Source organism: Bacillus sp. FSL K6-3200 (genome assembly GCF_038630485.1).
In the GTDB taxonomy this organism is placed as follows: domain Bacteria; phylum Bacillota; class Bacilli; order Bacillales; family Bacillaceae; genus Bacillus; species Bacillus safensis.
Window position 1 is genome coordinate 2,104,873 of the sequence record NZ_CP152032.1, and the last position, 12,248, is coordinate 2,117,120.

General features: G+C 44.7%; 11 protein-coding genes. All 11 read left to right on the plus strand.

Translation table 11 applies throughout. The features are described from left to right. Nucleotides 1-60: 60 nt before the first annotated feature. Genes MHI60_RS10585 through MHI60_RS10635 form a run of 11 tightly spaced genes read left to right on the plus strand, consistent with a single transcriptional unit; the run spans nucleotide 61 to nucleotide 12,190 of the window. Entirely contained in the window at nucleotides 61-1,935 is a 1,875-nt protein-coding gene (locus MHI60_RS10585; protein ID WP_095409612.1) for a nucleoside-diphosphate sugar epimerase/dehydratase, read from the plus strand. Then, the gene (locus tag MHI60_RS10590) at nucleotides 1,901-3,049 is read left to right on the plus strand and encodes a glycosyltransferase family 4 protein (RefSeq protein ID WP_144483576.1); all 1,149 of its coding nucleotides are present in this window, start codon (nucleotides 1,901-1,903) and stop codon (nucleotides 3,047-3,049) included. The genes MHI60_RS10585 and MHI60_RS10590 overlap by 35 nt, the downstream gene beginning before the upstream one ends. Then, nucleotides 3,042-3,881, plus strand: a complete 840-nt coding sequence (locus tag MHI60_RS10595) for a glycosyltransferase (RefSeq protein ID WP_095409610.1) — start codon at nucleotides 3,042-3,044, stop codon at nucleotides 3,879-3,881. The genes MHI60_RS10590 and MHI60_RS10595 overlap by 8 nt, the downstream gene beginning before the upstream one ends. Then, complete coding sequence (locus MHI60_RS10600; RefSeq protein ID WP_144483573.1) at nucleotides 3,874-5,004, plus strand: glycosyltransferase family 1 protein; 1,131 nt, start codon at nucleotides 3,874-3,876, stop codon at nucleotides 5,002-5,004. The genes MHI60_RS10595 and MHI60_RS10600 overlap by 8 nt, the downstream gene beginning before the upstream one ends. Before the next feature lie 14 nt (nucleotides 5,005-5,018). Next, nucleotides 5,019-6,122 (plus strand): EpsG family protein, encoded by a 1,104-nt coding sequence (locus MHI60_RS10605; protein WP_144483571.1) that lies wholly within the window; start codon nucleotides 5,019-5,021, stop codon nucleotides 6,120-6,122. Nucleotides 6,123-6,149: 27 nt separating this feature from the next. Then, a complete protein-coding gene (locus tag MHI60_RS10610; protein WP_144483568.1) occupies nucleotides 6,150-7,172 on the plus strand; it encodes a glycosyltransferase in 1,023 nt (340 codons plus the stop codon). 11 nt (nucleotides 7,173-7,183) lie between these two features. Continuing rightward, nucleotides 7,184-8,206 (plus strand): polysaccharide pyruvyl transferase family protein, encoded by a 1,023-nt coding sequence (locus MHI60_RS10615; protein ID WP_263640236.1) that lies wholly within the window; start codon nucleotides 7,184-7,186, stop codon nucleotides 8,204-8,206. A 28-nt stretch (nucleotides 8,207-8,234) separates the two neighbouring features. Continuing rightward, a complete protein-coding gene (locus MHI60_RS10620; protein WP_144483563.1) occupies nucleotides 8,235-9,749 on the plus strand; it encodes an MATE family efflux transporter in 1,515 nt (504 codons plus the stop codon). 20 nt (nucleotides 9,750-9,769) lie between these two features. After that, a complete protein-coding gene (locus tag MHI60_RS10625; RefSeq protein ID WP_095409604.1) occupies nucleotides 9,770-10,363 on the plus strand; it encodes a sugar transferase in 594 nt (197 codons plus the stop codon). Then, nucleotides 10,326-11,012 carry an acetyltransferase gene (locus MHI60_RS10630; RefSeq protein WP_144483560.1) on the plus strand — a complete coding sequence of 229 codons (687 nt, stop codon included), beginning with the start codon at nucleotides 10,326-10,328 and terminating at the stop codon, nucleotides 11,010-11,012. Before MHI60_RS10625 ends, MHI60_RS10630 begins: the two co-directional genes overlap by 38 nt. Next, nucleotides 11,012-12,190: an aminotransferase class I/II-fold pyridoxal phosphate-dependent enzyme gene (locus MHI60_RS10635; protein ID WP_111291394.1), complete on the plus strand. Its 1,179-nt coding sequence runs from the start codon at nucleotides 11,012-11,014 to the stop codon at nucleotides 12,188-12,190. Before MHI60_RS10630 ends, MHI60_RS10635 begins: the two co-directional genes overlap by 1 nt. Nucleotides 12,191-12,248: the final 58 nt, after the last annotated feature.

Below are 12,248 nucleotides of genomic sequence, written 5' to 3' on the forward strand. Positions count from 1 at the left end.
GGACGGGTTTGATGCCCATGTTACGTAAGAATAGAGATGCTTTAAAAAGGGGGAGGAGCGTTGACTTACGCCCAAAGATTATCAATCATCGTAGCACTAGATTCATATCTCATCTTAGTTGCCGTCTTTTTTGGCTTTCAATTTGTCCAAGAGGCGGCTTTAACCGTTTATACATTTGAAATGCTCGCCATTTCTTCGCTCAGTCTGCTCATTGGGCACCATGTATTTGCCTGCATATTTCATGTGTACAAGCAAGTATGGGCTTATACAGGAGTAAGAGAGCTATTTTCTTTAATGAAGACCTTTGTGTGTTCTTTTTTATTTTCGATGACGATGCTGTACCTTTTCGTGCAGACATGGCCATTTCGGTTTTTATTCATCGTGTGGCTTTTTCATATCTTATTCATCGGTGCATCTCGTATGGCTTCTAGGCTATTTCATGACGGGGCAAAACGGCTTCAAGCAGAAAAGGAGAGGGCCTTAATTATTGGCGCCGGATCAGCGGGGACCATGCTTGTTCGTCAGCTTCAGCAATCGAGTGATGTGCATATTGAGCCAGTCGCCTTCATCGATGATGACAAGACGAAGCATCGGCTTGAAATTATGGGTCTGCCTGTTATAGGAGGAAAAGAACAAATTCAAACAGCTGTCGTCATGATGGATATTCAGAAGATCATCATCGCCATTCCGTCCAAAAGCAGCCACACCTTAAAAGGGTTGTATAAGGAATGTGTCGCGACCGGAGTCAAAACACAGATCATGCCGGAAATGGAGCAGATTTTAAAAGGAACCCATGCGCTGAATCAATTACGGGATGTACAGCCAGAGGATTTACTAGGGAGAGAACCGATTCAATTAGATACGAGCCGTTTATCTGCTCATTTAAAGGGAAAAACGATCATGGTCACAGGGGCAGGCGGATCGATTGGGTCAGAAATCTGCCGTCAAATTTGTGTGTTTGCTCCTCAATCAATTGTACTTGTGGGACATGGAGAATTTAGCATTCATTCTATTTTACTAGAGCTGAAAGAATTATATGGAGGCAGCATCAGACTCTATCCACAAATTGCGGATATTCAAGATAAACAGAAAATGAGTGAAATCGTTGGTCAATTTCAGCCGGATATGATTTATCATGCTGCGGCACATAAGCATGTTCCGCTCATGGAGATTAGTCCGAAAGAAGCCGTGAAAAACAATATTATCGGGACAAAAAATGTCGCAGAAGCCGCACACGAGCACGGCATTGAAACATTCGTCCTCATCTCATCTGACAAAGCAGTCAACCCTGCCAATGTGATGGGAGCCACAAAGCGGTTTGCTGAAATGCTGATCATGCAAATGGGGGCAAGCAGCGAAACAAAATTTGTCGCCGTTCGGTTTGGAAATGTACTGGGGAGCAGAGGAAGCGTCATCCCTATTTTTAAGAAACAAATCGAGCAAGGCGGGCCGGTGACGGTCACGCACCCAGCCATGACAAGATATTTTATGACCATCCCAGAAGCATCAAGGCTTGTGATTCAGGCAGGTGCACTGGCAGAAGGAAGACAGATTTTTGTTTTAGATATGGGGGAACCAGTGAAAATCGTGGACCTCGCAGAAAACCTCATTCACCTCTCAGGCTACACCACAGACCAGATTCCGATCACTTTCACAGGCATTCGTCCTGGAGAGAAAATGTACGAGGAATTACTCAACCAGCATGAAAAAGCACAGGAGCAAATCTTCCCGAAAATTCACATCGGCCATGCGCTGGATGGTGACCCATATGTGCTGAACCGCTTTATCCATGAATTTGACATGATGAGTGAAGAGCAAATGAGACAAGCATTATTTGCTGCCATTGAGTCGCAAGATATGTTGTCCGATCAGATGAAACGAGAGGAGGAAGCGCTTGCCAATGAAGAAAAAAGTCTTGTTTTGCGCAACGGTTGATTATCACTTTAAGGCCTTTCATCTTCCATATTTCCGGTGGTTTCAGGAACAAGGATGGGAAGTGCATACAGCGGCAAACGGCCAGCTGGAGCTGCCCTATGTGAATCAAGCTCACTCGATTCCGATTCAGCGCTCTCCTTTTCATGTACGCAATCGGTTTGCGTATGTAGAACTGAAGAAGCTGTTAGCGAAAGAGCACTATGATTTTATCCATTGCCACACACCAATGGGAAGTGTCATTGGCAGGCTAGCAGCCAAAGGCATGCGCAAAAAAGGAACAAAGGTTCTTTACACGGCACATGGCTTTCACTTTTGGCAGGGGGCGCCGCTTCAAAATTGGCTGCTCTATTATCCAATTGAGAGATTTCTCGCCCGCTATACAGACGCTTTGATCACCATTAATGGAGAAGATTTTAAAAGAGCCGACCGTCTATCAAAAGAGCGGACATCTGTTTATTATGTGCCCGGTATGGGTGTGGATATGAAGCGGTTCGCACCAGTCGATGAAAAAGAGAAGCAGCGCCTTCGCGCAGCCTATGGCTTTTCCTCGGAAGATTTTATCGTGCTGTGTGCTGGCGAATTAAACATGAATAAAAATCAAGGAATGCTCATCAAAGCATGTGCACAGCTGTCTAGGAAAATACCAAATATGAAAATAGTGTTTGCCGGGGAAGGGACAATGAGACCAAACTATGAAAAGCTTACCCGCCAGCTCCATCTTGAAAAGCATATTCACTTTGCTGGGTTTTGCCAACAAATAGAGGAATGGATGCATATGAGCGATGTGTGTGTTTCCACCAGCTTTAGAGAAGGGCTCGGCATGAACCTGCTTGAAGCGATGTCTGCAGAAAAACCCGTGATTGCAACGGAGAATAGAGGGCATTGTGAGCTTGTCAAACATGGCGTCAATGGCTTTTTAGTTAAACCGCAAGATGTGAATGGTTTAGCTGATTATTTGCAGCAGCTCTATGACAAAAAGGATCAGCTGCTTCTCATGGGTAAAGCGGGGCGCTCTATGGCTCATGCATTTGCACAGGAGCAGACGGTCAGTGCAATGGAAGAAATTTACACAATCTATATGGATCAAGCAGAGAAGGTGATACAGCATGCATAAACCAAAGGTGTCTATGATCATGGGCGTCTACAATTGCCAAGAGACAGTAGAAGAAAGCATTGAATCCATTCTTCAACAAACATATGAAAACTGGGAGCTCATCATATGTGATGACGCATCAACAGATGGCACTTATGAGAAAGTGCTGTCTTATACAAAACGACATCCTGAAAAAATTCGCCTGATCCGCAATAAACAAAATCAAAGGCTCGCTGCCAGTCTGAATCGCTGCCTGGCTGAAGCGAGGGGAGAGTTGATTGCGAGGCAGGATGGCGACGACATTTCTGTGCCTGTTCGTTTAGAAAAACAGGTTCATTTCCTCGATACGTATTCTGAATATGATGTGGTCGGTACGGCGATGACGGTTTTTGATGAATCGGGGACAAAGGGTGTGCGGGCACTTGTTTCAGAGCCTGATCGGAAAGTGTTGGCAAGAGGGACTCCTTTTTGTCATGGGACCATTATGATGCGGGCTTCTGCATACAAGGCTTTACATGGCTATCGTTCTGTGAAAACAACAAGGCGGATGGAAGATATCGATCTTTGGATCCGCTTTTTTGCTGCTGGGAGGAAAGGTTTTAATTTACAAGAGCCATTATATCTGGTGAGAGAGGATGAAGCGGCCTTTCAGCGGCGAAAGTTTCGATATTCGATGGATAATGCCTGGCTCGTCTTGAAAGCATGCTGGGTATTAAAGCTGTCGCCGCTTGACTATTTATTTGCTTTAAAGCCGGTGGTCCGTGCCTGCTTGTCACCGAAGGTCATGAAGCTTTATCATCGCCGGAAGCTGGCATCGTCTATGTTGAAGAGGAGGGCGATTCGTGATGAGTGAGCCAATACGCGTGCTTCATATTGTGGGCGGGATGAACCGCGGCGGAGCTGAAACGATGATCATGAATATCTATCGTGCACTCGACAGGAATGTCCTTCAATTTGATTTCATTACTCACCGGCAGGAGGTCTGTGATTATGATGAGGAAATTCGCCGGCTTGGGGGACGCATCTTTTACGTCCCGAGTATTGGGGCGTCCTCTCCGGTGACTTTTGTGAAAACATTGACAAAGACGATCAAGAAAACAGGACCCTATCAGGCAGTGCATGCACATACGGATTTTCAAACAGGCTTCTCCGCACTTGCTGCAAAACGAGCGGGTGTGAAGGTGCGCATTTGCCATTCGCATAATACAGCGTGGAAGCAGTCGCCAAACTGGCTGGATCATATGATGCTCAAAGGATTTCGCCAGCTGATCTTTGCGTTCTCTACACAGCTTGTTGCATGCGGCGAGGATGCCGGTGTCTTTTTATTTGGACAGAAAAAAATGCAGAATGGGCAAGTTGAGGTGCTGCCAAATGGGATTGATTTATCCCTTTTTTTTCAGCCTGATCCAGACGAAAAGGCAGAGATCAAAAAGCAGCTTCATCTTTGCGGAAAAAACATGGTCATCGGTCATATTGGGCGGTTCCATGAGCAAAAAAATCATGTTTTTTTTATAGAACTGGCCCAGACTTTAAAGAAGCAAGGCGTTTCATTTCAGCTTGTACTCGTAGGGGATGGACCGCTGAAGCAAGTAGTCGAATCGTATGCGGAGAAGGCAGGCCTGATGGATGACATTGTTTTTACAGGCGTCGTATCAGACGTTCCGCAGTATATGAAAGCATTTGATGTTTTTGCGATGCCTTCCTTGTTTGAAGGTCTTCCGCTTGTATTAGTGGAAGCACAGGCGTCTGGGCTGCCTTGTGTGATTTCAGATCATATTACAGAGGAAGTAGATTTAGGCTGCGGGCTTGTGAAAAGGATGTCGCTGCGAGATTCCGCGCATGAATGGATGAAGGCGGTGCTTGAAGCATATCATGCAGAACCTCCTCTTCAAGAGACCATTACCTCACAGCTTGAACAAAGAGGATTTGATGTGAAACAGAATATTACACGTGTGATGAATCTATATGGACTGTAAGGAAGGAAGGGCAGATGGCGGTTTATTTGGTGAACATGATCATGGTCTATTTATGGTCGAGCTTTGCCGCATTTTACGGCAGACGTGATGATACCATTCAAAGCGGATGGCGGCCTAACAAACTTCTGGTGTTTTTTCCGTTTTTGTTTCTTTGTATCGTAGCTGGTATTCGGTATAAAGTAGGAACCGATTTTGTCACATATGGACAGATGTATGAGTTCTCCATCAACTATGAAAAGCCTTGGCATATATTCGGATTCGGTGTGGATAAAGCCGCAACAGATCCAGGGTTTACGTTTATTTTATGGATGCTTAATCAACTGTCTCATGATCCGCAAATTATGTATATTTCAGTCGGGGCTATTACTTATTTTTTTATTATCAAGACGCTTATTCAATATGGCCGTCCATTTGAGCTGAGTATGCTGCTTTTTCTTGGGACCTTTCATTATTATGCGTCATTTAATGGCATGCGCCAGTATATGGTGGCAGCGATTCTTTTTTATGCCATCCGGTTGGTGATCAATGGTCAGTGGAAATTGTATTTTCCGCTCGTCCTTGTATGTTCATTGTTTCATTCATCGGCCCTCATCATGATTCCTGTGTATTTTATCGTGAGAACAAAGGCTTGGTCTTGGATGATGCTGGTCTTATGCCTGATTTTCTTAGGTTTAACCGCTATTTATGACCGTTTTGTCTCGGTGTTTGTGGTGATGCTGCAAGGTAGTTCATATGGTCATTACGAAGAATGGCTCACAACGAATACGAATGGAATGAATGTGACAAAAATCGGTGTCTTGATTTTGCCGCTTCTGCTTGCTTTCTTTTATCGAAAACGACTTCGTGAGCTGACGCCTGAGAGTGATTACATTGTGAATTTTTGTTTGCTTGGTTTCTTGTTTGGCATCCTTGCAACGAAGGATGTCATTTATGCAAGATTTCATATTTATTTTGGCTTGTATCAGCTCATTTTACTGCCATATTTCACACGTATTTTTGATCAGCGGTCTAATGTGTTTATGTATGTAGGGATTGCTGTTTGTTATATTCTGTACAGCATCATGCTGATGCCGTTTGATTCTTCGGTTTTGCCGTATAGAACGATATTTAATAAGTAGATTTGAAGAAAGGTGGGGCATGTTGTAATGCCAGCTATCAGTCTATTGGTCGCAGTTTACAATACGAGTCAATATGTAGAGCAATGTCTTCAATCGATTGCAGATCAAAGCTTTTCCGATATAGAAGTCATTCTTATAAATGATGGATCGACCGACCGCAGCGGTGAATGGCTTGAAGCATATGCTGAGCGTGATGAGCGTTTCCGGGTGATCCATCAACTCAATCAAGGGTTAGGTGCTGTGAGAAACCGGGGCATCGAGGAAGCGAAAGGGACGTATCTCGCCTTTGTGGATTCAGATGATATTCTCGCTCCTCATTACTGTGAAGCCATGTATGAAAAAGCTGAAATGACCGGGGCAGATCTTGTTGTGAGTGAGTATTGGATTCAATTTGAACAGTCAAAGCGAACGATACCAACGACATTGTTAGACAAGCGGTCAGCCGAAAAAACGAATTTAATCCAAGCGTTATTACACGGAGACTTAACTGGATTCTCATGGAATAAGCTGTATCGGCGTGCCTTTATGGAAGAACACCACATTCGATTTCCGCTGCGGGGTGAGCTTGAGAACATTGAAGATCAATATGTGACGCTGCGCTGCTTTTCTTTATCACGCAGTATCGCTTTTGTTCATGAGCCCCTTTATTACTACAGGGTTCATCTGTCATCCATTGTGCAGCGATATCAGAAGCAGTATTTTCATCATGGACTGACCTTTTATTATGCGCAGCACTCGTTTTTAAAAGAGCATGATGACATCTCTCTGTATGAGAAAGCATTAGACTTTTTTATCGTCAATCATACGCTTCATTGTATGCTCAACGAATGGAAGAGCCAAAATGATCTCTCCATTCAGGAAAAGCTTGATCACATGCGGGAAATGGTGACACACGATACTTTTCAATATGCCGTCAAACAAGTGGAACCATCAAAGCTCACAGTAAGAAAGCGAATGATTTTATTTCTTGCTAAGTGCCGATTGGTTTATCCGCTTTCTGCCGCGGCTTCTAGCTATCAAAAATGGATCGAATATCAGACAAGGAAATAGGGGTGATGGGATTGACAGTGCAGCAATTGAAGGCAAAAGCCGCAGAGTGGCTGCTCTTAAAGGTCAAATATCCGCTTGAATATCGACTGAGCCGCCAAAGGCTGCCAGAACTGAGTCATCAGAAGAAAATCATTCTCACGCTGCTGCCGGGACATGATAATTTAGGGGATCATGCGATTGCCTATGCGAGTTATTGTTTTTTAAAGAAACACTTTCCAGCCTATGACATCATAGAAGTGGACATGAAAGAGATCTATCGCCTTGCCCGTCCGCTAAAGCGCAGCCGGCACCCAGAAGACATCGTCTGTATCATCGGTGGGGGCAATATGGGGGATTTATACCGGTATGAAGAATGGACGAGACAATTTATCATCAAGACCTTCAAGTCCTACCCCATGATCCAGCTGCCTGCCACTGTACATTTTACAGAAACTAAGAGAGGGAAACGAGAGGAACGCCGCGCCATTCACACGTATAAGCAGCACCCAAGACTGCTCCTCATGGCAAGAGATCAAACAACCTATGAATGGATGAAGCTTCATTTTCCTGATCAAGATGTGTGGAAACAGCCTGATATGGTGCTGTCATTAGACGAATCATCAAAGGATGAAACACGTGAAGGGGTTCTGCTTTGTCTGCGTGAGGATCAAGAAGCATATCTCACAAAGGAATCGCGCCAGCAGCTGAAGCAGCATATCCAAGAGACATATGATCAAGTCGGTTTGATCACAACGACAATTGGCAAACGAATCGATCGAACAACTCGCTTAGATGAATTATCGGCTTTGTGGACGGAGTTAAAACAAGCACAGGTCGTCGTGACAGATCGTCTGCATGGCATGATCTTTTGTGCGATCACTCATACACCGTGTGTTGTCCTTAGATCGTTTGATCATAAGGTGATGGAGGGATTTGAGTGGGTGGCGCACCTTCCGTTTATGACCCTTTTAAAAGAACCAAATGAGGCAGCTGTGAAAGAGGCAGTTCATCAGCTGATGAAAACAAGCGGTCAAAAGGGAGAGGAAGCTGGATGAGGGCTCTTACACGCTGCGTGAAAGCACAATGAATCGAGCGTTTCTTTACAATGTCAGTGCGAACTTAATCACGTTTGTCCTAATGATGCTTATGTCTGTTTGTTTAACACCTTATATTGTTCATACGCTTGGAGTGGAAGCATTCGGCTTAATCCATCTGACGCAAAATATGATCAACTATTTATCAGTCATTACGGCTTCGTTAAGTGCGGTTGTTGTGCGATTTTTTTCTGTGGCGGCTCATAAAGGAGAGATGGAGAAGGCGCAGCGTTATCTCGCTTCCTATTTCGTCAGTTCGTTTTTACTATCTATCAGTCTCTTTTTGCTTTGTCTTTTCATGTCTTCTCAGCTTGTTGAATGGCTTCATGTGCCTGAACATCTCGCAAAAGACACACAGACCGCCTTTATTTTAGGGGGTCTTTTATTTATGCTCAATTTCGTCATGTCTGGCATTGGGGCTGCACCGTTTTATGCGAATAAGCTCTATGTATCAAGTGTTGGACAGGCGGTTCAAATGTTTTTGAGGGCACTGATGATTGTCATCCTGTTTACATGGACGACACCAGCCATTTGGCATATTCCACTTGCGGCTGTCATTGGAAGTTTAGCGGCTATGGGAATCGGTATCTATTATTTTAAGAAACTCATCCCTTGGTTTTCGTTTAAGTGGCGGCACGTCTCATTATCGTCTAGTCTCACTCTTGTTCGATCAGGGGTCTGGCATTCATTTGAGCAAATGGGGATTTTGTTGTTTTTACAAATTGATTTATTGATGACCAACTTGCTCATTGGAGCGGAAGCGACGGGCCAGTATGCGGCAATTTTACAGTTTCCATTATTATTACGCACACTGGCAGGGACACTGGCCGTTGTGTTTGCACCAACGATCACGAAATTTTATTCGAATCAGGACAAAGAGGGACTCATTCAATATGCTGCAAACGCCATTAAGTGGAGCGGCTTATTTGTGGCGTTCCCAGCCGCACTTCTAGGAGGTCTCGCTGGTCCGCTCATGCTTTTATGGCTTGGGCCTGCCTTTGAAGAGCTGAAATGGCTTCTCATGATTCATGCGGCTTATTTATGTTTGACCTTGATGTTTTTACCGCTCACATATGTGCCGACCGTGTTTAATCGATTTAAAATTCCTGCGGTTGTCACACTTATATTAGGTGTCTCTAATGTGCTTTTTGCCTATGGATTGACTCATATGCTGCAGTTAGGTTTATATGGCATTGCATCAGCAGGGGCAATGGTTTTATTGATCAAAAATATCGTGTTTCTGCCTTTTTATACGGCCAGCATCACGAATCAGAAACGCACTATCTTTTATAAACATACACTGGTTCCATTTGCAGGAGCGCTATTCATTTGGGGCATCTGCGTAGGGATTCAGGCGGTATATAACGTGACTTCATGGTGGGAGCTGTTTTGTATTGGCGGGCTTTGTTTCATTCTCTATATGGGTTACTTGTATCTGTTTGCAGGAACGAAACGAGAGCGGATGCAGCTGATGCGTAAGGTAAAACATGCGGTCTCTCGCTAATATGAAAAGGAGATGCAATGATGAAAAGAATGATAGATGTGACAGTGGCATTGACGCTGCTCATCGCAGGCAGTCTTCTTTTTCTTCTCATCTATGGACTGATTAGATGGAAAATTGGAACGCCTGTGGTGTTTCGGCAGAAGCGGCCTGGTCTGTATGGCCGGCCTTTTATGCTATATAAATTTCGGACGATGACCGATGAACGCGACGAACATGGGGTGCTGCTGCCAGATCATCTGCGATTAACAAAAACCGGCGCCTTGATTCGAAAGCTTAGTCTTGATGAATTGCCGCAGCTAGTCAATGTACTCAAAGGAGAGCTCAGTCTCGTCGGGCCAAGACCGCTTTTGATGGAGTATTTGCCTATGTATACAAAAGAACAAGCAAGGCGCCATCTTGTGAAGCCCGGCATAACAGGATGGGCACAGGTGAACGGCCGGAACACGCTTTCCTGGGAGGAGAAATTCACCTATGACCTTTGGTATGTCGAGCATCAATCGTTTTGGCTCGATATGAAAATTTTATGGATGACTTTGCTGAAAGTCATGAAAACAGAGGGGGTGCAGCAGCCGGATCATGCCACAGCTGAAAAATTTAAAGGAACCGATATGTAAGAAGCAAACCATTGGTTTAATTGGGGCCGGCGGACATAGTAAAGTCATCCAGGATGTCATTTTTGCACATTCTGATTACTCATTATGTGCGGTGTTAGATGATCAATTTGAAGAGACGGTCACTCAAAGTGGGATTTTGTATGGACCGATCTCCATGAGTGAGCAGCTGAGAAAGACCATGCCACATATGAAATGGCTGATTGCAATCGGACAAAATGAAATCAGACAACTCATCAAGGAACGCCTCTCATTTGAAGACACAGCATATGCCACACTCATTCATCCAGAGGCGGTCATGAGTCCGTCAGCGGTCATTGGAAGGGGGACTGTCGTGATGGCAATGGCAGTGGTTCAAGCAGATGCAGCCATCGGTGAGCATACGATTATCAATACAGGATCTATCGTAGAACATGACTGCATACTCGAATCGTTTGTGCACCTGTCACCAGGCGCAGTTCTGACTGGCGGTGTATCCGTACGGGAGGGTGCCCATATTGGGGCTGGTGCCGTGGTGATACAGGGTACAACAATCGGAAGCTGGACGGTCATTGGCGCTGGAGCGGCAGTGACAAGAGATATACATGATCAGAAGGTCGCTGTAGGAATTCCTGCAATAGAAATCAAAGATCGGAGAGAAGGTGGGAAGTGATGAAAGAAAAGAAGCGAATTTACTTATCTCCTCCGCATATGAGCGGAAAAGAGTATTTAAAAATAGAGGAAGCTTTCAAGAGCAACTGGATTGCGCCGCTTGGACCGCTTGTGAATGAATTTGAACAGGCAGTGGCGGACTATGCAGGAGTGAGGACAGGAGCTGCTTTATCCTCAGGAACAGCAGCGATTCACCTTGCTTTAAAGCTGATAGGTGTTCAAAAAGGAGACATTGTCTTTTGTTCCACCCTCACGTTTGTTGCAACGGCAAATCCGATTTTATATGAACAAGCGGAGCCCGTTTTTATTGATTCTGAAAGGGACACATGGAATATGTGCCCGCTCGCTTTAGAGAAAGCCTTTGTTGAATCAAAGCGTCTTGGGAAAAAACCACGCGCGGTCATCGTTGTCCATTTATATGGGCAAAGCGCAAAAATGGACGAGATCATGGCTTTGTGTGAAGCATATGATGTACCAGTCATTGAGGATGCAGCTGAATCGTTAGGTTCGCTGTATAAAGGAAGAAAAAGCGGTTCAATGGGCAGGTTCGGTATCTATTCTTTTAATGGAAATAAAATCATTACTACATCAGGGGGCGGAATGCTTGTGAGTGATGATGAAGCTGCGATTGAACGATGCCGTTTTCTTGCTTCACAGGCCAGAGAACAAGCCATGCACTATGAGCATCAAGAGATGGGATACAACTATCGCATGAGCAACCTCTTAGCAGGTGTCGGGATTGCTCAAATGGAAGTGCTGGACGAGCGTGTTGAACAAAAGCGCCGCATTTTTCAGCGTTATCAGGATGCTTTATCAGAAGCAGAGGGTCTTCATTTGATGCCAGAATATCAAGAAACGAAATCCAACCGCTGGCTGACGGCATTGACCATTGATCATGAGAAACAATTGTCTCCTGCAGATATCATTGGTGCTTTAGAAAAAGAACAAATCGAAGCAAGGCATGTATGGAAGCCGCTGCACCAGCAGCCGCTCTTTCGTCATTGCTCTTTTTATACTGCGGAAAAAGGGACTCCTGTATCTGAGCTGTTATTTGAGAGGGGGCTTTGTCTTCCGTCTGGAACGAGCATGACAGATGCAGATCAGGAGCGTATCATCCATATACTCCACGACGTACTGCGAGAAAAAACATTTACCTCTTCACAGGCTGCTCATTCTTAAGCAGCCTGCCTCTCTTTCTATCAAATTCATCAATTTATAGAATAAATTGGGATAAGTA

Bases quoted from the DNA above. Each gene is read 5' to 3' on its own strand.
- MHI60_RS10590 (WP_144483576.1), top strand. From the start codon at position 1,901: ATGAAGAAAAAAGTCTTGTTTTGCGCAACGGTTGATTATCACTTTAAG.
- MHI60_RS10595 (WP_095409610.1), top strand. From the start codon at position 3,042: ATGCATAAACCAAAGGTGTCTATGATCATGGGCGTCTACAATTGCCAA.
- MHI60_RS10600 (WP_144483573.1), top strand. From the start codon at position 3,874: ATGAGTGAGCCAATACGCGTGCTTCATATTGTGGGCGGGATGAACCGC.
- MHI60_RS10605 (WP_144483571.1), top strand. From the start codon at position 5,019: ATGGCGGTTTATTTGGTGAACATGATCATGGTCTATTTATGGTCGAGC.
- MHI60_RS10610 (WP_144483568.1), top strand. From the start codon at position 6,150: ATGCCAGCTATCAGTCTATTGGTCGCAGTTTACAATACGAGTCAATAT.
- MHI60_RS10620 (WP_144483563.1), top strand. From the start codon at position 8,235: ATGAATCGAGCGTTTCTTTACAATGTCAGTGCGAACTTAATCACGTTT.
- MHI60_RS10625 (WP_095409604.1), top strand. From the start codon at position 9,770: ATGAAAAGAATGATAGATGTGACAGTGGCATTGACGCTGCTCATCGCA.
- MHI60_RS10630 (WP_144483560.1), top strand. From the start codon at position 10,326: ATGCCACAGCTGAAAAATTTAAAGGAACCGATATGTAAGAAGCAAACC.
- MHI60_RS10635 (WP_111291394.1), top strand. From the start codon at position 11,012: ATGAAAGAAAAGAAGCGAATTTACTTATCTCCTCCGCATATGAGCGGA.